The sequence below is a fragment of the Bradyrhizobium sp. S3.3.6 genome (genome assembly GCF_040546905.1).
GTDB classification, from domain to species: Bacteria; Pseudomonadota; Alphaproteobacteria; order Rhizobiales; family Xanthobacteraceae; genus Bradyrhizobium; species Bradyrhizobium cytisi.
In genome coordinates, this window is sequence record NZ_JBEPOT010000003.1 from 255,860 (window position 1) to 278,653 (window position 22,794).

The 22,794-nt window shown below is 63.7% G+C and carries 22 protein-coding genes; 15 read left to right on the top strand and 7 right to left on the bottom strand.

The window, feature by feature from the left end; genetic code table 11:
- Nucleotides 1-25: 25 nt before the first annotated feature.
- Nucleotides 26-1,489, bottom strand: a complete 1,464-nt coding sequence (locus ABID59_RS10065; RefSeq protein WP_354083290.1) for a GH1 family beta-glucosidase — start codon at nt 1,487-1,489, stop codon at nt 26-28.
- Between the two features lie 333 nt (nt 1,490-1,822).
- Between ABID59_RS10065 and ABID59_RS10070 the strand changes: the two genes are divergently transcribed.
- From ABID59_RS10070 to ABID59_RS10085, 4 genes are all read left to right on the top strand, one after another.
- Nucleotides 1,823-2,890, top strand: a complete 1,068-nt coding sequence (locus tag ABID59_RS10070) for a M48 family metalloprotease (protein WP_354083291.1) — start codon at nt 1,823-1,825, stop codon at nt 2,888-2,890.
- A 529-nt stretch (nt 2,891-3,419) separates the two neighbouring features.
- Nucleotides 3,420-4,178, top strand: coding sequence for a hypothetical protein (locus tag ABID59_RS10075; protein ID WP_148755777.1), 759 nt, complete (start codon nt 3,420-3,422; stop codon nt 4,176-4,178).
- Between the two features lie 80 nt (nt 4,179-4,258).
- Nucleotides 4,259-4,717, top strand: a complete 459-nt coding sequence (locus tag ABID59_RS10080) for a hypothetical protein (protein ID WP_148755778.1) — start codon at nt 4,259-4,261, stop codon at nt 4,715-4,717.
- A gap of 76 nt (nt 4,718-4,793) precedes the next feature.
- Nucleotides 4,794-6,524 (top strand): S8 family serine peptidase, encoded by a 1,731-nt coding sequence (locus ABID59_RS10085; protein WP_354083292.1) that lies wholly within the window; start codon nt 4,794-4,796, stop codon nt 6,522-6,524.
- A 23-nt stretch (nt 6,525-6,547) separates the two neighbouring features.
- Here the strand turns inward: ABID59_RS10085 and ABID59_RS10090 are convergent, their stop codons facing one another.
- Together ABID59_RS10090 and ABID59_RS10095 are read right to left on the bottom strand one after the other, a co-directional pair.
- Nucleotides 6,548-9,013 (bottom strand): TonB-dependent receptor, encoded by a 2,466-nt coding sequence (locus tag ABID59_RS10090; RefSeq protein WP_354083293.1) that lies wholly within the window; start codon nt 9,011-9,013, stop codon nt 6,548-6,550.
- A 165-nt stretch (nt 9,014-9,178) separates the two neighbouring features.
- Entirely contained in the window at nt 9,179-10,537 is a 1,359-nt protein-coding gene (locus ABID59_RS10095) for a histidine kinase (RefSeq protein WP_354083294.1), read from the bottom strand.
- Between the two features lie 206 nt (nt 10,538-10,743).
- Here ABID59_RS10095 and ABID59_RS10100 point away from each other — a divergent pair, with 206 nt between their 5' ends.
- Nucleotides 10,744-11,364: a response regulator gene (locus ABID59_RS10100; protein WP_354035419.1), complete on the top strand. Its 621-nt coding sequence runs from the start codon at nt 10,744-10,746 to the stop codon at nt 11,362-11,364.
- An 88-nt stretch (nt 11,365-11,452) separates the two neighbouring features.
- Nucleotides 11,453-12,298, top strand: coding sequence for an S-formylglutathione hydrolase (gene fghA, locus ABID59_RS10105; protein WP_354083295.1), 846 nt, complete (start codon nt 11,453-11,455; stop codon nt 12,296-12,298).
- A 9-nt stretch (nt 12,299-12,307) separates the two neighbouring features.
- Here fghA and ABID59_RS10110 read toward each other — a convergent pair whose 3' ends face one another.
- On the bottom strand, nt 12,308-12,811 hold the full coding sequence (locus tag ABID59_RS10110) for a DUF3280 domain-containing protein (RefSeq protein WP_354035417.1): 504 nt from the start codon (nt 12,809-12,811) through the stop codon (nt 12,308-12,310).
- Between the two features lie 127 nt (nt 12,812-12,938).
- Between ABID59_RS10110 and ABID59_RS10115 the strand changes: the two genes are divergently transcribed.
- The 6 genes from ABID59_RS10115 to ABID59_RS10140 all read left to right on the top strand — a co-directional run bounded on the left by ABID59_RS10115 (nt 12,939) and on the right by ABID59_RS10140 (nt 17,783).
- Nucleotides 12,939-14,120 (top strand): lanthanide ABC transporter ABC transporter substrate-binding protein PedA1, encoded by a 1,182-nt coding sequence (locus ABID59_RS10115; protein WP_354035416.1) that lies wholly within the window; start codon nt 12,939-12,941, stop codon nt 14,118-14,120.
- The gene (locus ABID59_RS10120) at nt 14,105-15,088 is read left to right on the top strand and encodes a YVTN family beta-propeller repeat protein (protein WP_354035415.1); all 984 of its coding nucleotides are present in this window, start codon (nt 14,105-14,107) and stop codon (nt 15,086-15,088) included. The genes ABID59_RS10115 and ABID59_RS10120 overlap by 16 nt, the downstream gene beginning before the upstream one ends.
- A complete protein-coding gene (locus tag ABID59_RS10125; RefSeq protein ID WP_354083296.1) occupies nt 15,085-15,891 on the top strand; it encodes a lanthanide ABC transporter ATP-binding protein PedB/LutE in 807 nt (268 codons plus the stop codon). The genes ABID59_RS10120 and ABID59_RS10125 overlap by 4 nt, the downstream gene beginning before the upstream one ends.
- Complete coding sequence (locus ABID59_RS10130) at nt 15,888-16,736, top strand: lanthanide ABC transporter permease protein PedC (protein WP_354083297.1); 849 nt, start codon at nt 15,888-15,890, stop codon at nt 16,734-16,736. The genes ABID59_RS10125 and ABID59_RS10130 overlap by 4 nt, the downstream gene beginning before the upstream one ends.
- Nucleotides 16,733-17,347, top strand: coding sequence for a hypothetical protein (locus tag ABID59_RS10135; protein ID WP_354083298.1), 615 nt, complete (start codon nt 16,733-16,735; stop codon nt 17,345-17,347). Before ABID59_RS10130 ends, ABID59_RS10135 begins: the two co-directional genes overlap by 4 nt.
- 136 nt (nt 17,348-17,483) lie before the next feature.
- Nucleotides 17,484-17,783 carry a copper-binding protein gene (locus tag ABID59_RS10140; protein WP_354083299.1) on the top strand — a complete coding sequence of 100 codons (300 nt, stop codon included), beginning with the start codon at nt 17,484-17,486 and terminating at the stop codon, nt 17,781-17,783.
- Between the two features lie 165 nt (nt 17,784-17,948).
- Here the strand turns inward: ABID59_RS10140 and ABID59_RS10145 are convergent, their stop codons facing one another.
- Together ABID59_RS10145 and ABID59_RS10150 are read right to left on the bottom strand one after the other, a co-directional pair.
- Nucleotides 17,949-18,506 carry a PQQ-dependent catabolism-associated CXXCW motif protein gene (locus ABID59_RS10145; protein WP_354083300.1) on the bottom strand — a complete coding sequence of 186 codons (558 nt, stop codon included), beginning with the start codon at nt 18,504-18,506 and terminating at the stop codon, nt 17,949-17,951.
- Nucleotides 18,503-19,381, bottom strand: a complete 879-nt coding sequence (locus tag ABID59_RS10150; RefSeq protein ID WP_502916788.1) for a substrate-binding domain-containing protein — start codon at nt 19,379-19,381, stop codon at nt 18,503-18,505. The genes ABID59_RS10145 and ABID59_RS10150 overlap by 4 nt, the downstream gene beginning before the upstream one ends.
- A gap of 265 nt (nt 19,382-19,646) precedes the next feature.
- Here ABID59_RS10150 and ABID59_RS10155 point away from each other — a divergent pair, with 265 nt between their 5' ends.
- Together ABID59_RS10155 and ABID59_RS10160 are read left to right on the top strand one after the other, a co-directional pair.
- Nucleotides 19,647-20,438: a quinoprotein relay system zinc metallohydrolase 2 gene (locus ABID59_RS10155; RefSeq protein WP_502916796.1), complete on the top strand. Its 792-nt coding sequence runs from the start codon at nt 19,647-19,649 to the stop codon at nt 20,436-20,438.
- 97 nt (nt 20,439-20,535) lie between these two features.
- Complete coding sequence (locus ABID59_RS10160; protein WP_502916789.1) at nt 20,536-21,351, top strand: quinoprotein dehydrogenase-associated SoxYZ-like carrier; 816 nt, start codon at nt 20,536-20,538, stop codon at nt 21,349-21,351.
- Nucleotides 21,352-21,365: 14 nt separating this feature from the next.
- Here the strand turns inward: ABID59_RS10160 and ABID59_RS10165 are convergent, their stop codons facing one another.
- A complete protein-coding gene (locus ABID59_RS10165) occupies nt 21,366-21,725 on the bottom strand; it encodes a hypothetical protein (RefSeq protein WP_187435430.1) in 360 nt (119 codons plus the stop codon).
- A 120-nt stretch (nt 21,726-21,845) separates the two neighbouring features.
- On the opposite strand from ABID59_RS10165, the gene ABID59_RS10170 reads away from it, so the two are divergent.
- Complete coding sequence (locus ABID59_RS10170; RefSeq protein WP_187435431.1) at nt 21,846-22,793, top strand: ABC transporter substrate-binding protein; 948 nt, start codon at nt 21,846-21,848, stop codon at nt 22,791-22,793.
- The last annotated feature ends 1 nt before the right edge of the window (nt 22,794 follow it).

The following is a 22,794-nucleotide window of genomic DNA, read 5'->3' on the forward strand; positions in this document are numbered from 1 at the left end:
GGAGAGCGGAGTCAATGCGCGGCGTTTACGCCCCCGCCGCGTTGTTTGCGATCACGTTGCGGTAAAAGCTCGCGCTGAGTTTTGGCGTACGCACCTGGGTGTCGAAATTGACGTGATAGAGCCCAAAGCGCTTGTTGAGCCCGAACACCCATTCGAAATTGTCCATCAGGCTCCAGAGGAAGTAGCCGCGCACCGGTACGCCCTCGGTGGTGGCGCGCTGGAGCTGGGCGAGATAATTGCGCAGATACATGATGCGGTCGGTGTCATAGATCTTGCCGTCCTGCATCACCTGGTCGTCGCCGGACGTGCCATTCTCGCTGATATAGATCGCATCCGTCTTCCAGATATTTGCAGCCAGCTTCGGCACCCAGTAGATCGTCTCGGGGCCAACGCGGAGCCAGTCCGAATTCATGTGCGGAAACGCTTTCGGGATCGGCAGCGGCATGAAGCCCGCACCCTGGTCGGACGCAACGATGTAGTGCTGCGGCGCGTAGATGTTGAGGCCGAGGAAGTCGACCGGCGAGGAGATGATCTTTAATTCCGCCTCGGTGTATTTCGGCGCGGCGGCGCCGGCATATTTCAGGAATGCGTCGGTGTAGCGGCCTGTCATGATGACGTTGAGATAGCCGGCATTCAACTCGCGCAGCGCGATCTCGGCGGCGCGGACGTTCTCGGGCGTGTCGATCGCGGGAATGCAGGCATCGATATTCTCGGCCGGCCCGACGCGCGTGCCGCGTCGGCCATGAGCGCGCACCGCCTGCACCGCAAGCCCGTGCGCGAGCGCGCTGTTGTGCCGGATCTGGTTCAGTTCAGCCTGCGGCAGGGTCAAGCCCGGCGCATCGATGCCGATGCCGTAGCCGAAATAGACGAAACGGCCGCTCTCGTTCAGCGTAAAGACGTTCCTGACGCGATCGGTCATGTGCTCGGCGACATAGGCCGAGTAGTCGCCAAAGATCTTGCAGGTCTCGGTCGAGCGCCAGCCACCAAAACGGTCCTGCAGCGATTGCGGCAAGTCCCAGTGATAGAGCGTCAGCCACGGCTCGATGCCGTTTTTCAGGAGCTCGTCGACCAGGCGATTGTAGAAGTCGAGCCCTTTCGGGTTCGGCTTGCCGTCGCCGTCCGGAAACACCCGCGGCCAGGCCACCGAGAAGCGATAGGCCTTGCAGCCGAGCTCCTTGATGAGTGCAATGTCCTCCTTGTAGCGGTGATAATGCTCGTTGGCGCGGTCGCCGTTGGTGCCGTCCTCGATCTTGCCGGGGATGCGGACGAACTTGTCCCAGATCGAGGCCCCTCGCCCGTCCTCCTCGACCGCGCCCTCGACCTGATAGGACGAGGTCGCCGTGCCCCAGAGGAAATTTTGCGGAAAGCCGCCGGCGCTATGCGGCACCGCTGCCGGCATGGCGTCGGCGAGCTCCAGGGGGGCCGTCATTCCGGCTGCGGACAACCCCGCGATTTTCGCGAACTGGCGACGCGAGACCTTGTCCGACATTGGTACTGCTCCGCTTCCATCGTTTTCGGACGGCACATTGACGAGTTCCGGCCGATTTGAGAAGCAACCTCCCTGGTGTCTCGACTGTAATCGGCGCTCACACCTGTCGTCTCCGACGTGGAGCGCCGATAAAGCGTTATCGGACCAAACCATGGTTTAGCTTGAAGAGAACCCGGTTCCTGAGGTCTCATCCGGACGGCTTGCACCGAAGCGGATCGGACGTTCCCCCGTTGTGGATACCGGGACTTATCTGTGTCCAAGGCATGAAACTCGCATGACAAGGTACCGGGAGACCCGTAACTTTTCGCCTTGAAGGCGCACGAGGGGACAGGGATGATTCACGCTGGCGTAAGCCTGATGGCGTTGCGTGGTGATCGGCCCGGCCAGGATGTCGCTGCCGGCCTCACCCCAGGCCTTTCGTTCGCTTTGGTGCCACTTGCGCCGCGAGAGATGCTGCGCGTTTTACGGCGCGGCTCTACCGTCACCGTGGAGATCCATTGGCCGTCCGGAGAGGCAGGCCTCTTCCTGCGATGCCGTATCGAGCTGAACGCGAGAGACCAGTGGCGGTTGCAGCATCGGTGGCACGCCCATCAGGCTGCGAACCATCAATCTTCTCAATTGGCGATCCTTGCAATGACATTGCTGCTGGCCATCTGCGGCTGGATCGCCGGCGGAGCCGAGGGCATGCAACGGGCGCTGTTGGGAAGCACGCCCCGTCCCGACGAAACGGTCCTCTCGCGCGAGAATGTGTATCGCTGGTTCGGCGCCCGCCTGCTGTCCCCTGCCGCGGTGCCGGACCTGTTCGCCATTCTGACGAAAGTTTGCAGCCGGGCCGGCCTGGTGCGATTGCCGGATCTCTATTGTCTGCCGGCACCGCGCGACATGAATGCCTATGCACTCGGCGGACCGGAACGCAGTGCGATCGTGTTGACCGAAGGCCTGCTACGCGGCCTGACGCACGACGAGATTGCCGGGATATTGGCCCATGAAGTCGCTCATATTCGCAACAATGACGCCCGGACGATGGGTTGGGCGACAGCGTTGCGACACGCAATCGATTGGACCTCGCTCGCCGGTCTCGCGCTGCTGCGAACCAGCCATCATCACGGTGGCATGACGTCAAGCCGGCCATTGGCGATGCTGCTGAGCGCAGCACCGACTCTCGGCCAGCTCCTTGGACTTGCTCTGTCGCGCGTTCGCGAACTGGATGCAGATGCAACGGCGCTCGAACTGACCGGCGACTCGCGAGCGCTCATCGCCGCACTCGACAAGCTGGAGCGTCATCACACCGGCTCTGCACCAAGCCGCACGTCCGCATTCGTGCATGATCCGATGCGCTTGCTTCGCAGCCATCCCGCCACCTCCGAGCGCGTCGGCACATTGCTCAACCTCGCCTATTAGCATTCGCTGAAGTTGACACAGATGCACATCGGAAGGCTCGCTAACCAGGCAAAGAGTGCTGACGAAAATCCGCGCGGCTTGAAACTTTTGTGAAATTTGATTGCCGCCAAAATATCGCCGCGCTTGCGCGAAACCATTTGGAGGTGAGTACGTTTTCCGCGTCTCTGCTCATTGCAGAACCGGGGAGAAACCAGCGTAATTGCCGAACGCTTGAGCGGGACGTAAGACATAAATGGCTGGCCACCATGCCAGCGAGGAAAATCCGCTCCCATATCTCTCGACGGCTATCATTTTGCCGCTCTAAAACATTTCACCGTCGGCTTGTCACCTTGAGGGGACGCAGCTCGCGCCTCCCAAGCGGGTGATATTGCTTGCGGCTGAGACTTCCGTGCCAAGCATTTGAACTTGAAGGTCCAACGCCGACTCACCGGCGTGATGGACGGCCATTTCCAGCGAAGGGGTCGCGCATGCGACCGGCCTGGGCAGGATTTTGGGCTGAGGGCACCAACCATCGCAAGGAGATCAAGCGATGACCTACTATGACACCCTTCAACAGAACCTCGCGCATGGTTCGCCATTTGGACAGTTCGGTCCGCAACAATGGGGATCCGGAGCTTTCGGTTCGCAAGGCGGCCAACAGTATGGAGGAGGCGGTCTTGGACTGGGCCAGGCTGCCTATGGACAGCAATACGGGCAGTTCGGCGGTCAGCCGCCCTTTGGCGCGTCTGGATATGGCCCCGGCTGGGGCGGGCAAATGGGTGGGGGACAGCAGCACTGGGGCGGCCAACAGCGCCAGCTTTCGCCACAGGACGTGAATGAGGTCGTGCGCCAATTGGTACCGGCGCTACCTCAAATTCTCGCGCAAGCTCAGACTCCGTTCGCGGGAATGGGCTATGCGGCTTACGGCCAGGCGCCGCGGCAGCTAAGTCCGCAAGACGTGAGCGAGGTCGTGCGACAGATCCTGCCCATCGTGCCGCAGATCGTGGGAATGCTGCAGGGCCAGCCCCAAATGCAGCATTCGGCCATGCACGGCGGTCCCGGTCAGGGTCAATTCGGAGGCCTTGGTCAATTCGGTCTCGGCTATCCGACGCAGACTCAGCCGGCGCAGATGTGGGGTGCGCAGTTCGGCGCGCCGCAGTTCCAGGCGGCATTCGGCGGTCCGACCGGCTTTGGCCAGCAGCGACAACTAACGCAGCAAGATGTCGCCGACATCACCCGCCAGTTGATCGGCGTCATTCCCCAGGTCATCGGTAACCTTCAGGCCTACGGCCAGCAGCGGATGATCTGACCGTGCGGTAAGGCGCGACCGCCGCCAAAAGCGGCGGTCGCGCCTGCCGTTGCGAACGCTTCCTCCGAAGGAGAACCCTCATGTCGGATTCCAATCCCTCTGCCGCAACCGCGTCACAGCGGCACTCGTCAGACATTCAGCAACTCGTGGGCCTGCTCAGCAATCTGATGCCGCTGCTCTTGCGCCTGCAATCCCAAGGGTTCGAGCAGCCGTTCCGGACCATGCCCGGCACCTTCCCGATACCGAACCCGGTGCTCGATCATCAGGCTGCGGAAAACATGATCGGAGACATGACCGCAGAATCGCTGCGTTCGCTCTCTGCCTATCTCGAGGCCAACGCCGCACAGCATGCGGGCCTCGAAAACTGCGTCTCGATCGTCACCCAGGCAGCCAACAAGTTTACCGAGCGGGATTTTGCGCAGGCCTTCAACCTGATCTATTTCGCCTATCGCGCGATCGAAGCCGCCCGCGCAGCCGATCCCCACCTTCCGTTGCTGCGACAGGCTTCGATCGATCGCACGCAATCTTCTATCCACTGAAATCAAAGGAGGCGACGCCATGGCAACGAGTCCAGATGATGCGCGACCGACCTCGAGCGACAATCGACGCAAACCAGTGCGCACCACTCAATACATGATCGCGCCGGCGGGCGCCGGCATCAGCGCTCAAACGCTGGCCGAACAACTGAACCAGTTCGGCAACATCCTGTGGACCCACGACCAGCGCGGCGTCAGTGGCCCGCCAATTGCGATCGTGCGCATGCCCGACGAAGCCGCCGCCGCCTTGCGCCGCTCCACGGCCGGCAGCCTGATCATCGAGCCGGACAGCCATCTGCGGGCTGCATCCTTTGCCGGCTCGGCCTCCTCTTTCATCCCGGCGGCCACGACGATGACCGCGCTCGGGCCGGACTTGAAGGTGACGATCCGGGTTCTCGGCGAAGCAGGTGCACCTGTGGAACATGCAACTGTGCGGCTCGTTGGCGAGCAGGCGTCAGCTCAAGGACGGACCGACCGTGATGGCAACGTCGATCTTGCGCTGCTGGGCGAAGTACCGGAAACAATCGCCGCCATTTTCGTCAGTGCGCGCTCCGGCCATTGGGGCTTGTGGCAACAGCGGCCCTATATCGAGGCCGATGCGGTAAACACCCTCACCCTGAAACCGTTGCCGCTACATGGCCGGCTGGATTGGGGCGGCGAAGCGATGCACTTCGATCAGGTTCCTGACCACTGCCGTGGAGCTGACGTCAAGATCGCGCTCATCGACAACGGCGTGGCGACCAGCCACAAGCAATTGGCTGACATCAAACACGGTACCGATGCCCGAAGTGGCGAAGATCGCTCATGGTCAAAGGACGTCACCGGCCACGGCACGCCTTGCGCCGGCATCATCAATGCGGCCGCACAGGCAGATCACGGCGTCCGCGGCTACGCCCCGGACAGCGAGCTGCATGTTTGCAAGCTTCCCCTGGATGCCCGTTGCAGCGACCTGATCGCAGCGCTCGATGATTGCCTGCAAAACGGCATCGACGTGGCGTGCGTCGGAGTCGGTTGCGAGCGCGGCTCCGTGCTGGTTGAGCAGCACATTGCCATGGCCAAGCAGCAAGGCGTCAGCATCATCGCGGCCGCCGGCAACGCCGGAGAGGGCATGCTGTTTCCGGCCTGTTCTCCGCATGTCGTGGCGGTCGGTGCGGTCGGACAGATGGGAAGCTTCCCGGAAGACAGTCCGCAGGCGGCGCAGGCCGCAGCCGCCACTGCGGCGGCGGGCGGGTTGTTTGTACCGCCGTTTTCTTGCCGCGGGTCCGAACTCGACCTCTGCGCACCTGGTGTTGCGGTCATTGCCTGCCAGTCGCCGGACGGCTACGCGGTCTGCGATGGCACCTCGATTGCGGCGGCTTACGTCGCCGCGCTCGCAGCCTTGATCCTCGCCGACCACATCGACTTCAAGGGCAGCTTCGTCGCCAAGGATGCCCATCGGGTCGAACGCCTGTTCCAAATTCTGAAGGATACGGCGCAGCCCATCGGCCATCCATGGCAGACCGGGGCCGGGTTGCCGGATGCAGCCCGCGCGCTCGGCGTCTGGTCCGATCAGCGGCCCCTCGCCATGCCCCTGAATGCGGGATTGCGCGAGATGCGCGGCGCCATTCGGCAGCTCGACCGGATTCCATTCGGCGCAAGCCAGGCGATGATGTTCGAGCCGCTGCGCGGCCCTGCCAACGTGACGCGGCTTCCGCTGAATCCGGCCCCTCTGGCGTTCCAGGCTGCCGGCGGGGGAACAGCCGGGGGAAGAGCGACGGTGCATGAACTCAGAGCAGCGATGGCGCTCGCGGGTCTAGCGGAGGGACCTTAGAGAATGATCGGGACCCCGCAGTCCTAGAACGTCACCCGCGCGCCCGCGTAAAACGCGCGCGGCCTTGCCGGGCCCAGCGAGCGCGGATCGGTGAAGGGGTTTCCGCCATTGGTGAAGTTCGGCAGAGCGCCGGTGTCGAAGAACTGTCCGTAGGTCGCGTAGCGATTGTCGAAGACGTTGTCGATCTTGCCGTAGATCTGGAAATTCTTGGCGACCTGGTAGGACGTGTGCAGATTGAAGACCGTATAGGATGACAGCTTGGAATACTGGTTGGATTCGTCGCCGACCAGGTATTGGCTGGAGACAAACAGCGCATTGCCGCCAACCTTCCACTCATCGGTAACAGCGTAGTCGATACCGACCTTGACCCGGTGACGCGGGATCGCGGGTATCTGGTTGCCGGGCAAGACCTGGATGTTTCCGTCGGCATCGGCGAACGGGCTGTTCGAGCCGAGCGTCAATGCGTCGAGGAAGCGGGCATCGACGAAGGTGTAGCTGGCCTGGAACTGAAGCGTCGGTGATTTGATGTTGACCTCGGCCTCGAGCCCCTGCCGTCGTGTCCTGCCGACATTGGTGAAATAGCCGAAGCCGGTCCGGCCGGGAACGGGGACGGCCAGGATGTCATCATAGTTGGTGGCGCGGAAGCCGCCGATCTTCCATCCGAGCGTGCCGATGTTCAGCTCCCTGGTACCGCGCAGGCCAGCCTCCACCGTTTTGGACACGACCTGCTTCAACGGCGGGTCGGAGACCAGAAACGCCGCGATGAGACACGGATTGTTCGGATCGGCGCAGCCGAGCTCGAGCGGTGTCGGCACGCGGTTGGCCTCGGAATAGCCGGCATAGGCGGTCAGCTCCGGCGTGATCTTGTAGGTCCCGCCGATCACCGGATTGAACCGGGTGTAGGTGTAGTCGCCGTTGAGCGCAGTGCCGAGCTGGTCCTCCAGCGAGATGCGCGCCACGTTGAAGCGGCCTCCGCCGGTAATCGCGAAGGCATCCGTGACGTTGAACGTGTCCATCGCATAGAGGCCGTTATATTGATTGACGGTCCGCAGCGAGACGGGACCGGCAAACCCGGTATCGATCGTGCCGGTCGGCCCCAGGAAGATGCCGCCGCCGCTCACGACATAGTTCTCTCCGATCGAACCGATCTCGGCGGTGGCATCGTAGCGCGTGACGCTGGCATCATAGCTTGTGCCCATCACGAAGCGGTTGTCATGCCCAAACAGCTGATCGGTGTTGGTGGCCTGCCCCGATGCGCCGAAGCTGGTCGACCGTATCGAGCTCCGGTCGATCTCGCCGAGGATCGTTCCCGGCGCAAAGGGATTGCCAAGCTGCACGCCGTTCGTGCCATTCGCGGGCGTCGCACCGTCGCCGAAGCACAGCAACGTCGCGTCCGCCGTGCACTCGCCGACGTTGGTTGGATTGCCGTCCACGATCTTCTGCTCGTACCTGCGCACATGCGCGGTGCCTTCGAGCGTCCAGGTCGGCGTCGCGTCGGCCCTGGCGGTCAGGTTGAGATAGCCGACGCGGTTGGCGCTGGTTTGCGGTGTCGTGTAGGTCGCGCCCCAATATTTACCCAGGAGCTCGGCCGGAACGGTGGCGTTGGCGCCGAAATCGTTCTTGGCGACCCCCATATTGACGTGGAATTCGCTGTCGCCGGCCTTGTAGCCGACGTCACTGTAGAAGCGCCGCACGTCCGATTGGGAGAAGTTGCGAAAACCGTTGTCGTGCAGGCCTTCGAGCGCGGCGTAGATGCCGTAGTTCTGGTCGACCACCTTGCCCCATTGCGCCGAGCCCTGGATGCGGCCGAATGAGCCGCCCATGGCATCCAGCTCCGCGCCTTGATAGGTGAAGCCATCCTTCATTTGCAGATTGATCGCGCCTCCGAGCGCGTTCAGGCCGAAGACCGGGTTATTGGTCACCAGCGTCACCGACCTGATCGCCGCGGTCGGGATCAGGTCCCAGTTGGCGGCGTCCGAGAACGCTTCGTTGATCCGCACGCCGTTCTGGTACACCGCGAGTCCTTGCGGCGTGCCGGTCACGGGCGAGGCGACAAAGCCGCGAAACTCGACGTTCGGCTGGAACGGGTTGCCGGTCACCTCGCTGATGCTGACCCCGGCAATGTTGTCGCGCAGCGCATCCGTGACGTTGAGCGAGCCGGTGCGCTTGATCTGGTTGGCGTCAACGGCGTTGATCGCCGACGGAACCTTGTCGACATCGAGACCCCTGCCGGTGCCAGGCGCGGTCGGGTAGACGTAAATCCTGCCCTCCCTCGGCTTGCCGGAGCTCGCAGCCGTCCGCGCAACCGGCCGCGGCGACGCGCGCCGCGGCGTCGGCTGCGGCGCCACCACCTCGACCGCAGGCAGATTCTGGACGTTGGTCTCTTCGTCCTGCGCAGCGCGGGCGCTGGTCCCGAAACAGAGTCCGGACACCAACCCGGTCGCGACCAAGGCCATCAGCAGACGCCGCGTGTGTCCCAGCTTGCGCATTCCTAGTATTGTCCCACCCGTAACCTTCAGCTGTTTTGGTTTTCACCGTTGGTTGTGACGAGTGTATTCGGCGGCGGCTCATGCACCAGCCGCAAAAGGTCGGGCACAATCCGTACCCGTTTTCCCGACCAAATCGGGAATTCTTCCCGATCGAACCGGACGCGATCAGGCCGCAGCGGTTGGAACCAGCGCCTCTACGGTGACGCCGCCCGCGCCCGACGCCACGTTGAGCGTGCCGCCCAGCGCCAGAATACGCTCGCGCATGCCGACGAGGCCGAAGCCGAGCTTCTGGCCCGGCTCCATGCCGTGGCCGTTGTCGCTGACCCGGACCCGGGCGCAGCAGCGACCGTCGCGGCCGGGCTGCTCCGCCGGCTCGATCACGACATTGATCGCGGTCGCGCCGGCGTGGCGGAACGCATTGGTGAGCGCCTCCTGCACGACGCGATAAATCGTCAGGTCCGCGGTCTCGCCCGTAACCCCCAGCGCCGGCGAGATCGTCGTCTCGATGTTCACGTCGGGATGCGATTCCCGCCACAGCCGCGACAGCGATTCCAGCGCCTTGCCAAGGCCAAGCTCGGCAAGGCCGACGGGCCTCAAGCGCTCCAGCACGCGACGGGTGAACTGCTGCAGCGCATTGATCTGCTCCAGCAAGGCTCCGCCGTGTTTTCGCACGGCATCTGCACTTGGTGCGCGTCCGTCGGCGAGCTTTGCGAGAGCGCTGGCATGCGCGCGCAGCGAGAACAGATACGGCCCGAATTCGTCATGCAGCTCGCGCGCGATCTCCTTGCGCTCGACGTCCTGGAGCGACACCGCGCGCTCGGCAAGCCGCCGCTTGTCCTCGACCGCCTCGCCAAGCGTCGCCGCGAGATGATTGAGCTTGGTGCAGATCGCAGCGAGCTCAGGCGCGCCGTCGGGCACTGCACGCGCGTCGTAGCGGCCGTCCTCGAGCTCGCCCATCGTCTGTGTCAGCGACTCAAGCGGCGCGAGCGCGCGGCCGACGACCGTCATCATCACCAGAAACAGCACCAGCGCGATGACTGAACCGACCTCGAGCTGCGTGACGATGGCATCCCATATCTCGGCAATCTCGTCATTGGGATGCGAGGTAATCACCAGCGAGCCAGGCTTGCCATGGACCGAGACCGGCACGCTGACGGCGGTCTGCTCGGGATGAACCAGGCTGACGAACCAGGCCGGTGGCCCGGACGTGTCGTCATCGGCCTCGGTGCGCGGCGGCGTCAACGGGTTCCCACCTGCGTCCCGAAGCGCAATGCTGATATGGCGGAGCCGATTGAGGTCACGCGCGATCTGGCTCAGCCTGGCGTCGGGATCCGGCGCCTCGTTGAGATCGGCAACGATCATCTCAATGAACTCGCGCGCCAGCCGGATCACGCTCTGGTCCTCGGCCTGGACGCGGGGACCGGCCTCCGCGACCTGTCGGGCGATGTTGACGGCGAGCCCGAGCGCAAGCAGCAGCGCCAGCAGGAGGTTGATGCGCCCGCGCAAGGATAGATTTTGCCACATTGCTCTCGCCTGCCCCACGAAGGATCGCTCGCCCCTGTCCGATAGCGTTGACAGCGACGAAGCGCCCGATATCTAATCGGAAGCGTACAGCAATCCCGGCCGGGTTGCATGACCCGACATGAGACGCGCGTCCGTCCCGTCCGGAATCATGCGGCGCGAAAACAGGCAAATTCTTTCACGGGGATGCGCTGTCACGGGGAACGCCTATGCGCATTCTGATAGTCGACGATCATCCCATTGTCGCCTCCGGCTGCCGCGCGGTGCTGGCCGACGAAGGCGAGATCGAGATTTTGGAGGCCGCCGATGCCGAAGACGGCGAGTGCGTGTTCATCGTCGAGCGCCCCGACCTCTGCGTCATCGACATCAACCTGCCGACCGTCTCCGGCTTCGAGCTTGCGCGCCGCATCCTCGAACGCGCGCCTGATGCCCGCATCATCATGTTCAGCATGAACGACGACCCGGCCTTTGCCGCGCGCGCGATCGAATGCGGAGCCAAGGGCTACGTCTCCAAGACCGGCGACCCCGACGATCTCGTTGAGGCGATCCGCACCGTCGGCGGCGGCGGCACTTATCTTCCGAGTGCGATCGCGCGCAGCATCGCCTTCGCAGGGCCCATGCTGGCGCAAAGCCCGCTGTCGAAGCTGAATGCGCGAGAGATGGAGATTTTGCGGCTGCTCAGCGCGGGAAAGAGCCTGTCCGAGATCGCCTGGCTGGTGCAATCGTCCTACAAGACGGTCGCCAACACCTCCTCGATCATGCGCCAGAAGCTCGGGGTGAAGACCTCGGTCGAGCTGGTGCGGCTGGCGATCGACAGCGGTGTCGCCTGACCCTGGGTCAGCCTTTGCGTTCCCGCGCTAATTCGGACACACGAGCATTGCATTCTTGATGTGGTGAGATGCCACGGAGCAAACCGGCATGACGATCCAGACTGTCTCGACCAACACTTCCTATGGCGGCGTACAGGGCGTGTATCGCCATGCGAGCCAGGCGACCGGCACCGACATGGTGTTCTCGGTCTATGTTCCCCCGCATGCCGACGGCACCAGGCTGCCCGTGGTCTGGTATCTCTCCGGCCTCACCTGCACCCATGCCAACGTCACCGAGAAGGGCGAATTTCGCAAAGCCTGCGCCGAGCTCGGCCTGATCTTCGTCGCCCCCGACACCAGCCCGCGCGGGCCCGACGTGCCGGGCGACGCCAACAACGCCTATGATTTCGGCTTAGGGGCCGGTTTCTACGTCGATGCGACGGAAGCGCCGTTCGCGCGCAATTATCGCATGTGGAGCTATGTCACCGACGAGCTGCCGAAGCTCGTGGCGGGACATTTTCCCGTCGACGCCAAGCGGCAATCGGTGATGGGCCATTCCATGGGCGGCCATGGCGCGCTGACTGTGGCGCTGCGCAACCCGCACCGCTATCGCGCGGCCAGCGCCTTCGCGCCGATCGTGGCACCGTCGCAGGTACCGTGGGGCATCAAGGCGCTGACCGGCTATCTCGGGCCCAACAAGGATGCCTGGCGCAGCCATGACACGGTGGCGTTGATCGAGGATGGCGCGAAATACGCAGGCTTCCTGGTCGACGTCGGCGAGGCCGATAATTTCCTGAAGGAGCAGCTTCGTCCCGAGCTGCTGCAGGCGGCCTGCAACAAGGCCAACATCCCGCTGACGCTTCGGCGTCAGCCGGGCTACGACCATAGCTACTATTTCATCTCGACGTTCATAAGCGACCATCTGCACTGGCACGCGGAGCGGCTGAGGGCGTGAAAATGCCCGCTACTCCGGCTTGCCGTAATTCGGCGCGAGCAGGCGGTTGCGGATCAGATAGCTCATCGTGCGCGACCAGGATTCGTCGGTGTTGCCGCGCATGTCGGCGCTTGCCGCGGTGATCATGTTGCCGGTCTTCACGTCGCGCAGATAGATGTTCAGATTGATGATCAGGTTCGAGACCTTCTGCACCATGCCGGTGATCTCGAGGTCAGCACCGAGCTCTCCGGCAAGCTTGAGGTCGCAACCGCCGCAGGCCTGCAGATTGGCGTGACTGGCGGCATCCCTCACCGGCGCGATATCGAGCAGCTGGAACCGGCCTGAGTCGGCCAGTTGCTTGCGCAACTGGTCGCTGATATGCGCGAGCCGCGCCTCTTCCGGCCGGGAGCCGTAGAACTCGCCGGGCAGGCTGGTGTCGATCAACTCGAAATCGAACACGGCAAGTTTTGGCGGATCGGCGGCTGCCTGCGAACCCATCAGCAGCAAAGCCGCGAAACATATCAGCGCTCGCATGATCGTGATTCCGCCTGTGGTGTCGCGACGACCAAATGCGGGGTTGCATGCCCGGCCAAATCGGTCATGCTTCAAGAGAGACAATTCTTCACCGACGGTCAAGCCGGGGAGGACGTCAGGAGGAAGCATGATCCGATGGTTGCTCGGCCCGATCGGCCTGTGTCTGGCAGCGATGCAAGCGCTCGCGGCCGACCCGGTCACGATCGGCGTCGGCTATCTCGGTGTCGCCGGCACCAGATCGACGCTCTCGCTGGTCGAGCAGCCCACGGACAATGACGGCGTCGCCGGCGCGAAGCTCGCGATCGAGGACAACAACACCACAGGGAAATTCCTGAACCAGCGCTTCACGCTGGAGGAGCGCCGCATTAGGGAAGGTGAGGACGTGGTCCAGGCCGCGACCGCGCTCGCCGAGCACAACGGCTTCATCGTCACCGACCTGCCGGCCGATGCACTGTTGAAGGCCGCCGACGCCTTGCGCGACCGCGGCACGCTGCTGTTCAACGCCGGCGCAATCGACGAGCGGCTGCGCGAGGCCGATTGCCGCGCCAATGTGATCCACGCCGCGCCGACGCGCTCAATGCTGGCCGATGCGCTCGGCCAGTACCTGGTGTGGAAGCGATGGCCGCGCTGGCTGCTGGTGGTCGGCTCGCATGACAAGGACAAGCTATACGCCGATGCACTCCGTCGCGCCGCCACGCGCTTTGGCGCCAAGATCGTGCAGGAGCGGACCTTCGAGGACACCGGCGGCGCGCGCCGCACGGACTCGGGCGTGACGCTGATCCAGCGGCAGATGCCCGTGTTCACGCAAGCCGCGCCCGCCTACGACGTGCTGGTCGCCGCCGACGAGAGCGAGGTATTCGCAGCCTATCTGCCTTACCGCACCTGGGATCCCCGCCCCGTCGCGGGCTCGGCCGGCCTGGTGCCGCGCAGCTGGGACGCCGCGCAGGACCAATGGGGCGCGACGCAGATGCAGAACCGCTTCATGAAGCTCAATTCGCGGCGCATGACTGCGCTCGACATGCAGGCCTGGACTGCCGTGCGCATGATTGGCGAGGCCACCTCGCGCACCAATTCCGGCGACGTCAAGAAGGTCACCGATTTCATCAAGGGACCGGACTTCTCCGTCGCCGCCTTCAAGGGCACCAAGCTGACGCTGCGCGACTGGAATCTCCAGCTCCGCCAGCCGATCCTGCTGGTCGACGGCCGCATGGTGGTGTCGGTGTCGCCGCAGGAAGGGTTTCTGCACCAGGTCTCCGAACTCGACACGCTCGGCTATGATCGTCCGGAGAGCAAATGCAAGCTGAAATGAGGACACGGATGTTGCGTGTGGGATTGCTGTCCGGATTGGTGCTCGTCGCGGCGCCCGCGCATGCCTTCATCGCCTATGTCTCGAACGAGAAGAGCAACACGGTGTCGGTGATCGACACCGAGAGCTGGGCCGTGACCAAGACCATCAAGGTCGGCCAGCGCCCGCGCGGCATCGAGTTCACGCGCGATGGCAAATTCGTGATGGTCGCGGTCGGCGACGACGACACCATCCAGGTGATCGACGCCAAGACCCAAGCCGTTGTCGACACCCTGCCCTCCGGGCCCGACCCTGAACTGTTCACCCAGGATGCCGCCGGCAAGACGCTCTATGTCGCCAACGAGAACGACAATACGGTGACGGTGATTGATCTGGAGAAGCGTGCACGCCTCGGAGACATCCAGGTCGGCGTCGAGCCCGAGGGCATGACCATCAGCCCGGACGGGAAGATTCTGATCAACACGTCCGAGACGACCAACATGGCGCATTTCATCGACACCGCGTCGCGCCAGATCGTTGCCAATGTGCTGGTCGATGCCCGGCCGCGCTTTGCCGAGTTCAAGCACGACGCGTCCGAATTGTGGGTGTCCTCCGAGATCGGCGGCACCGTGTCGATCGTCGACCCGCAGAAGCACGAGGTCATCGGCAAGGTCAATTTCGAGATTCCCGGCTTGAGGAAGGAGGCGATCCAGCCGGTCGGTATCGGCATGACCAAGGATGATAAAACGGCGTTTGTCGCGCTCGGCCCCGCCAACCGAGTCGCCGTGGTCGATGTCGCCACGCGCAAGGTGACGAAATATCTCCTGGTCGGCCAGCGCGTCTGGCACATGGCCTTCACGCCGGATGAAAAATACCTGCTCACCACCAATGGCGTGTCCAACGACGTTTCCGTCATCGACGTCGCCGCGCAAAAGGTGATCAAGACCATTCAGGTGGGCGAACTGCCCTGGGGCATCACGATCGCGCCATGACCAGCCCCGCTCCCATCGCCGAACTTCGCGAGACGCCACGGCCTGATCCGGCCGCGGTGCCCGCGCTGTCGATCGACGGCGTCAGCCATTCCTATGGCCCGCGCCGGGCGCTGATCGACGTCTCTTTCAACGTGCAACCCGCGAGCTTCACCGCCTTGCTCGGCCTCAACGGCGCGGGCAAGAGCACGCTGTTCTCGCTGATCACGCGGCTGTTCGGCATCCAGGCCGGCCGCGCCGGTATTTTCGGCCATGACATCAGCCTTACGCCCGGCGAGGCGCTGCGGCTGCTCGGCGTCGTGTTCCAGCCGCGCACGCTCGATCTCGATCTGTCGCTGACGCAGAACCTGCTCTATCACGCCGCCCTCCACGGCATCAGCCGGCGCGAGGCGGCTGCGCGCAGCGCCGAGCTGCTCGCGCGCATTGGCCTCGCCGATCGCGCCGCCAGCAAGGTGCGCGATCTCTCCGGCGGGCAGATGCGGCGGCTGGAGATCGCCCGTGCGCTGCTGCACCGGCCGCGGCTGTTGCTGCTGGACGAACCGACCGTCGGCCTCGACGTCAAGGCACGCGCAGACATCATCAGCCATGTCCGCCAGCTCGTGACGGAGCAAGGCATCGGCGTGCTCTGGGCCACGCATCTGTTCGACGAGATCATGCCCAGTGACGACCTCGTGGTGCTGCACCAGGGCAAGGTGCTGGCACAGGGCCCGATGAGCCGCGTCATGACCGAGGCCGGCGCGCAGGACGTCAACACCGCCTTCATGCGCCTGACCGGTGCGCAAGTGATGCCGGGAGGCGGCGCATGAGCAGCATCACCACGCGCGACGCGCCGCGCGGCTTCTCGGCGTCCGAGTACATGACCTGCCTGACCGGCATCGTCTGGCGCGAGGGGCTGCGCTTCCTGCATCAGCGCGAGCGCTTCGTCTCGGCACTGGTGCGGCCGCTGGTGTGGCTGTTCATCTTTGCCGCCGGGTTCCGCCAGGTGCTCGGCATCTCCATCATCCCGCCCTACGAGACCTACATCCTCTACGAGGTCTTCATCGCGCCGGGACTGATGGCGATGATCCAGCTCTTCAACGGCATGCAGTCCTCGCTCTCGATGGTCTATGACCGCGAGATGGGCAATATGCGCACGCTGCTGGTGAGCCCGCTGCCGCGCGGCTTCCTGCTGTTCTGCAAGCTGCTCGCGGGAACCGCGGTGTCGCTGCTCCAGGTCTATGCGTTCCTGATCATCGCCTGGTTCTGGGACATCACGCCTCCCACGATCGGCTATCTCACCGTCCTGCCGGCGCTGATCCTGTCCGGGCTGATGCTGGGCTCGCTCGGCATGCTGATCTCGTCCGGCATCAAGCAGCTCGAGAACTTTGCCGGCGTCATGAACTTCGTGATCTTCCCGATGTTCTTTGCCTCCTCTGCGCTCTACCCGCTCTGGCGGGTGCAGGAGGGCAGCCCTTATCTCTATTATGTCTGCCAGGCCAATCCGTTCACCCATGCGGTCGAGCTGATCCGCTTCGCGCTGTATGGACAGATCAACTGGATCTCGCTCGCCGTGGTCGGAGCTTGCACAATCGTCTTCATGATCGCCGCGATCTATGCCTATGATCCCTCGCGCGGGCTGGCCCGACGCGGGCCCGCGGGAGGCGAAGGATGATGGTTCGGACACTTGCCGTGGCAGCCATTGCGTTCGCGGTCTCGACCGCCGCCGCACGCGCAGCCGATCCGCGCTATCCCGACTGGCCCTGTTCGCAGGCCAAGGTTCCGGACATCTCGCTCGCCGCCGTCTGGGCCGGTCCTGCGCTCGACGACGCCGAGAGCAAGTGGAAGGACGACAGCAAGGTCAGCGCGCTGGTCTCGAAGCTGGCAGCGCGCAAGACGCCGCTGGACGAGGCCGAGAGGTCGATCAAGGAATTTTTGGGCGGCTCCGCGGCCGACAAGACCGCCAACGCAAAACTGCTGTTCGCCGGCCTGTTCGACACGCTCAACGCCCAGCGCTCGCAAGTCATGAGCGGGCTCGAACGCGTCAGCCGCAAGCAACGCGAGGCCGCCGACAAGATCCGCGAGGAGACCATCCAGCTCCAGGCGCTCCAGGACGCAACGCCGCGCGACGACGCCAAGGTCGATGCCATGAGCAACCAGCTGATCTGGGAGACCCGCATCTTCGAGGATCGCCGCAAGGTGGTGCGCTTCGTCTGCGAGGTTCCGACCGCCATCGATCAGCGCCTGTTTGCGCTCGGCCGCGTGATCCAGCAGGAGATGGAATAGCGTCAGCCCTGCTGGCGGCTTTCACAAAAGTTCCCGCGATTTCAATGCGATCATTAATGTTTGCCACGCTATCTGCCGGAACCAAATCGATCTAGGATGGCTTGTCGATGTGAACATCCAATGCCGGGAGGCCTCGATGGGAACAGCAAGATTCATCCTCGCAGGCGCTGCAGCCATCAGCATGCTCGCGTCCTCCGCTTTTGCCGACGACATGACCGGAATGGTCACCAGCATCAATCGGCTCAACAATACGATCTCGATCCAGCAGACGCAGAAGGGCACGGTCGGCGGCAGTGCCGGCGGCGCCGGCGCGTTGCAGCAGTACAAGGCTAAGGACGCCGCGATGCTGGATACCGTCCATGCCGGCGATCGGGTGACGTATTCCGCGACCGACGTGGATGGCTCCGGCACACTGACGAAGTTGCAGAAGCAGTAGGACTGGGTTTCGCTGCGGAGGTTGCTCGCCGCGGGTCGATCCGGCTGACGGATGCAATTGGCCTCCACATCGTCGTTGCGAGCGCAGCGAAGCAATCCAGAATCTTTCCGTGGAGGGACTCTGGATTGCTTCGCTGCGCTCGCAATGATGGAGGAATCGAGCCACTCACTGCTCAGGCCGCGGCTCCGGCTGTGCCTCCTCTGTTGGCAGCTTCGCATGCTCCCAGCCGTCGGTGCCCTCGGGATACCAGGCGACGTTGGAATAGCCGTAAGCGAGCGCGCGCTTGGCGGCGTTCCAGGACATCCAGCAATCGGCGAGGCAATAGATCACGAGCAGCGTGGCCTTGTCGCCATATGACGCTTGCGCGAGACCGCGCTGGAGATAACCGTCCATCGCCGATGGCAACGCGCCGTAGCCGGTATCCGGCAGCCAGATGCTGCCGGGTATGTTTTTCCGGGGTGCGTCGCGCCAGACCGTGCTTGCTGGAAGGTTCTTTGGCTTCGGCGCGCGCGGCAGCACGTCGATGAAGGCGCCGCTCTTTGCGCGCCAGATCGCCTCGGCCTCCGCCGTCGTCAGCACGCGCGCGCCTTCCAGCGTCGCCGGCACCGGCGCGCGGTAATTGTCGGTGCGATACCCTTCGGGCTCAAACGGCTCCTGCTGCTGCGCCAAAGCCGGCACCGCCAGGGCGGCGGCGACGAGCGCGCCGGCAAGAGGCCGCCTCATGGCGCCTTCTTGGCCGTCCCCGCACCGAGCGGCCGGTCGTTTTCATCCAGCAGCGGCACGCCGAAGTCGAGCAGGATCTTGTTGATCTCGCCCTGGTTCTCCTGAATCAGCTTGTTGAGCTGCCGCTTCCAGTTCTGGTCGACGGCGCGCACGCCCATGCCGATACGATACACCAGTTTTGGACCGGTGGTTTCCTTCACCAGCGGCGTCACGTGCAGCGAACCGACCTTCTTGGCGTAGTACCCTGCCATCGGTCCCCACAGCACGCCGGCGTCGATCTTACTGGCAGCGAGGTCGTCGATCATGGCCTGCGCCGAATTGTCGTAGCGTGTGTCGATCATCAACGGATAAGGTTTTGCATCGCCCATCAGGCCTGCGATGGCCATGTTGGTCGCGGGTGGCGTGCCGGCGACGATGCCGACATGCTTGCCCTTCAACTTCGGGTCTTCGAGCGTGTCGACGTCCTCCAGCCCGCTGCCCGCTTTCGCAACCAGCGCGTACGATGTGCGATAATACGGATTGGTCCCCTGGACGAGGTCGTCGCCTTGCGGGAAGCCCATGATGACGTCGCAGCGATGCGCACCCAGCGTCATCCGCACGAAGCCTGTGGCCTGCGGGAAGAAGACGTAGTCGAGCTTCTTCTGAAGCTTGTCCGCGAACAGCTCGGCGAGCTTGTTCTCGATTCCCTCGCCTTTCTCATTGGAGAACGGCAGATTGCGCGGGTCGGCGCAGACGCGCAGCACCTTGGGGTCGACCAGCTCGAACGAGAGGTCACCACCATCGGTCGTTTGCGCGCGGGCGACGTTGCCGATCGCACAAGATGCCGCCATCACACACAGTGAAAACAACCAGCGACGATGTCGTCCGGCCTCCATCGCGCTTCCTCCTCATTTCATTTCATTCGAATGCTATCCATGCAACGCAGGACGCACCATGTTTGCCAAACCTTGCGTTGGCTTGTTGTGCTGCAGTGCAATGCGGCAAGCCCTGAACTGAGGCGGAAAAGTGTCGCATCTCACGTCAAAGATCGCAGCCCTGTCCCTGCTGGGATTCGCGACGGTAGCACGCGCCGGGGCAGCCGAATTGCCTGTGAGCGAAGTCGCACCGGGAATCTTCGTGCACTCCGGGACCATCGCCCTGATGACCCGCGAGAACGAGGGCGATATTGCCAATGTCGGCTTCGTCGTCGGCGCGGATGCGGTGGCCGTGATCGATACCGGTGGCAGCCTTCGTGAAGGCGAGGCGCTGCTGGCCGCGGTGCGAGCCCGCACCAGCAAGCCGATCCGCTACGTCATCAACACCCACGGCCATCCCGACCACGTTTTCGGCAATGCGGCCTTCATCGCGGACGGAACCAGCTTCGTCGGCCACAGCAAGCTGCCGCAGGCGCTGGCGACGCGCGGGCCGTATTATCTCGATAGTTTCCGGCGCATCATGGGCGGCGAACTGATCGATCCCGTGAAGATCGTGCCGCCCACTGTGCTGGTTAAGGACGTCATGGCGCTCGATCTCGGATCGCGCCGGCTGACCTTGCGGGCATGGCCGGCCGCGCACAGCGACAATGACCTGACCGTGTTCGACGAGACGACCAAGACGCTGTTCGCAGGCGATCTGGTCTTTCTCCGCCACATTCCGGTGGTGGATGGCAGCATTCGCGGCTGGCTCGCCCTGCTGAAGGAGCTGGAGAGCGTTCCGGCGGCCCGCGTCGTTCCCGGTCACGGCCCTATGAGCGACTGGCCTGCAGCGTTATCAGATGAACGGCGCTATCTCTCGACACTGCTGTCGGACGTCCGTGCCTCGAACAAGAAGGGCGAGCCGATCCGAACCGCGGCGGAGAAGGCAGCGGCCACGGAGCGGCCGGACTGGGAACTGTTCGACGACTACAACGCCCGCAACGCAACCGCAGCATTTTCGGAAATTGAATGGGAGTAGCGGACGCGCTACGTTGTCTCCGGGATCAGCTACGCTGACTCCGAGATCAGCTACGCTGACTCCGAGATAACTGCGTCGTCCGCACAGGACCATCATCATGGGCCATACGCTCCGCATCACCTTGATCGCCGCACTGGCCGGCATCGCCTTCGCGCTGCCGGCGAGCGCCGAAGAGGCCTACGATCCCTGGCCGGGCCTGGTGCAGGATATCTTCAGCAACCGTCCGATGAACGATGGCAACAATGTCATCGCCATCGAGATGCCCTATCGCGCCGAGGACGCGGCCATCGTGCCAGTGAGCCTGCGCAGCAAGCTGTCGCCGGGCGATGCGCGCCGCATCCGATCGATCACGCTGGTGATCGACCGCAACCCGGCGCCGATGGCCGCGAAATTCGAGCTTGGCGCGGATGCCAATATCACCGAGATCTCCACGCGCGTGCGTGTCAACAATTACACTGACGTTCATGCGGTAGCGGAGCTCAGCGACGGCCAGCTTTACGTCTCAAAGACCTATGTGAAGGCGTCAGGCGGCTGCTCGGCGCCGGCGGGAAAGAACGCGGAAGAGGCCCAGAACCGCCTCGGCCAGATGCGCTACCGGCAATTCGCCCGCGAGGAAGCGCCGGCGAGCCGCATCCGTGAAGCGCAGATCATGATCGGCCATCCCAACAATTCCGGCCTGCAGATGGATCAAGTCACGCAGCTCTATATTCCCGCCTTCTTCGTCAACCAGCTGAAGCTGACGCAGGACGACAGCCTTGTGCTGTCGATGGAAGGCGGCATCTCGATCTCGGAAGATCCCAATCTGCGCTTCACTTACGTGTCCAACGGCGCGAAGCGATTCCGCGCGGAGGCCAAGGACACGGATGGGCACATTTTCCGGAATGAGTGGGACGTGGAGAAGCCGGGGACGTAGGTCTCTATCTTCAGCTAGAAACACCTCACCTCAGCCTCAGCCTGCGCCCGCCGCAAATCATTCACGGCCGAATTCGCCTGCTCTGATGTCCGGAATTGGGTGCCGAGATTGCCCTGGACCTGGGACATGCTGAGCGCGGTCTCGGCGGTGACATAGCGCTCGTAAGAGACAATCGAGGCGACCACGTCGATCGAGCAGGAGCATTGCTCGATCGCCTGCCGCGTCTCGCCATTGGCTTTCATGCAGCCATAGACATATTCCGCGCGCGCCGACGTCGGATAATCATTGGGCTCCTCGGCCCGCGCCGCGTAGACGGTCGCCGCGAGCACGATCATAGCGGCGACAATCGGTCGTACCTGTCCCGCAAAACTCATGAGCGTCCTCCCACTGGTTGCGATGGAAGCTATGCTATGCGTATTGTCCTGAAAAGCACTCCCTTCGAGGAAATGGCTCACAAGGTGATCAGAGTTTTGGCACGAATATTGGCGCTCGCGATGATGCTGGCACTGACGCTGGGCACCTCCGCTCGTGCCGCGGACACCATCCGCCTGGCGGTGCAAAAGACCGGAACATTCTCCTGGGAACTGGCCACCATCCGCGAGGCCGGGCTCGACAAGGAGGCCAACCTGGCGCTGGAAGTCACCGAGCTTGCGAGCCCCGAGGCCGGCAAGATCGCGCTGCGCGCCGGCAATGCCGACATCATGTTGTCGGACTGGCTCTGGGTGTCGCGCGAGCGCGCGCTCGGCGCCAAGCTCACCTTCTATCCTTATTCCAGCGCGCTCGGCGCGGTGATGGTGCCCGCGGCCTCGCCGATCAAGACGCTTGCCGACCTGAAGGGCCGCAAGCTCGGCGTCGGCGGCGGCCCCATCGACAAGAGCTGGCTGCTGCTGCAGGCACGGATGAAGCAGGACGGCATCGACCTCAAATCGGATGCAACCATCGCCTATGGCGCTCCGCCCCTGATCGCCGCCAAGGCGCTCGACGGCGAGATGGATGCGAGCCTGAATTTCTGGAATTTCTGCGCCCAGCTCGAGGCCAAGGGTTTTCGGCGCCTCGCCGGCATCGAGGAGATTTTGCCGAAACTCGGCGCCAAGGGCGCGGTGTCCGCCGTCGGCTATGTCTTCGACGAGAGCTGGGCCGCGAGCCATCGCGACGCCGTGGCACGCTTCATCGCCATGACCCGCAAGGCCAAGCAGCTGCTGGTCACCTCGGATGCGGCCTGGGACAAGATCGCCCCGCTCACCGGCGCGAGCGATCCGGCCATGCTCAAAACCTACCGCGACCGCTATCGTGACGGCATTCCACGCCGGAACATCAACGATGAGGAAGCGGATGCGCGCGTGCTCTATCGCGTGCTGGCCGAGATCGGCGGCCGCGACCTGGTCGGTCCGGCGGCCGGGCTCGATCCCGGCACGTTCTATCACGCAGTGCCCGGAGACTGAG

Coding starts and splice junctions, on each gene's coding strand:
- ABID59_RS10065 (WP_354083290.1), bottom strand. CDS start 1,489: ATGTCGGACAAGGTCTCGCGTCGCCAGTTCGCGAAAATCGCGGGGTTG.
- ABID59_RS10070 (WP_354083291.1), top strand. CDS start 1,823: ATGATTCACGCTGGCGTAAGCCTGATGGCGTTGCGTGGTGATCGGCCC.
- ABID59_RS10075 (WP_148755777.1), top strand. CDS start 3,420: ATGACCTACTATGACACCCTTCAACAGAACCTCGCGCATGGTTCGCCA.
- ABID59_RS10080 (WP_148755778.1), top strand. CDS start 4,259: ATGTCGGATTCCAATCCCTCTGCCGCAACCGCGTCACAGCGGCACTCG.
- ABID59_RS10090 (WP_354083293.1), bottom strand. CDS start 9,013: ATGCGCAAGCTGGGACACACGCGGCGTCTGCTGATGGCCTTGGTCGCG.
- ABID59_RS10095 (WP_354083294.1), bottom strand. CDS start 10,537: ATGTGGCAAAATCTATCCTTGCGCGGGCGCATCAACCTCCTGCTGGCG.
- ABID59_RS10100 (WP_354035419.1), top strand. CDS start 10,744: ATGCGCATTCTGATAGTCGACGATCATCCCATTGTCGCCTCCGGCTGC.
- fghA (WP_354083295.1), top strand. CDS start 11,453: ATGACGATCCAGACTGTCTCGACCAACACTTCCTATGGCGGCGTACAG.
- ABID59_RS10110 (WP_354035417.1), bottom strand. CDS start 12,811: ATGCGAGCGCTGATATGTTTCGCGGCTTTGCTGCTGATGGGTTCGCAG.
- ABID59_RS10115 (WP_354035416.1), top strand. CDS start 12,939: ATGATCCGATGGTTGCTCGGCCCGATCGGCCTGTGTCTGGCAGCGATG.
- ABID59_RS10120 (WP_354035415.1), top strand. CDS start 14,105: ATGCAAGCTGAAATGAGGACACGGATGTTGCGTGTGGGATTGCTGTCC.
- ABID59_RS10125 (WP_354083296.1), top strand. CDS start 15,085: ATGACCAGCCCCGCTCCCATCGCCGAACTTCGCGAGACGCCACGGCCT.
- ABID59_RS10130 (WP_354083297.1), top strand. CDS start 15,888: ATGAGCAGCATCACCACGCGCGACGCGCCGCGCGGCTTCTCGGCGTCC.
- ABID59_RS10135 (WP_354083298.1), top strand. CDS start 16,733: ATGATGGTTCGGACACTTGCCGTGGCAGCCATTGCGTTCGCGGTCTCG.
- ABID59_RS10140 (WP_354083299.1), top strand. CDS start 17,484: ATGGGAACAGCAAGATTCATCCTCGCAGGCGCTGCAGCCATCAGCATG.
- ABID59_RS10145 (WP_354083300.1), bottom strand. CDS start 18,506: ATGAGGCGGCCTCTTGCCGGCGCGCTCGTCGCCGCCGCCCTGGCGGTG.
- ABID59_RS10150 (WP_502916788.1), bottom strand. CDS start 19,381: ATGGAGGCCGGACGACATCGTCGCTGGTTGTTTTCACTGTGTGTGATG.
- ABID59_RS10155 (WP_502916796.1), top strand. CDS start 19,647: ATGACCCGCGAGAACGAGGGCGATATTGCCAATGTCGGCTTCGTCGTC.
- ABID59_RS10160 (WP_502916789.1), top strand. CDS start 20,536: ATGGGCCATACGCTCCGCATCACCTTGATCGCCGCACTGGCCGGCATC.
- ABID59_RS10165 (WP_187435430.1), bottom strand. CDS start 21,725: ATGAGTTTTGCGGGACAGGTACGACCGATTGTCGCCGCTATGATCGTG.
- ABID59_RS10170 (WP_187435431.1), top strand. CDS start 21,846: ATGATGCTGGCACTGACGCTGGGCACCTCCGCTCGTGCCGCGGACACC.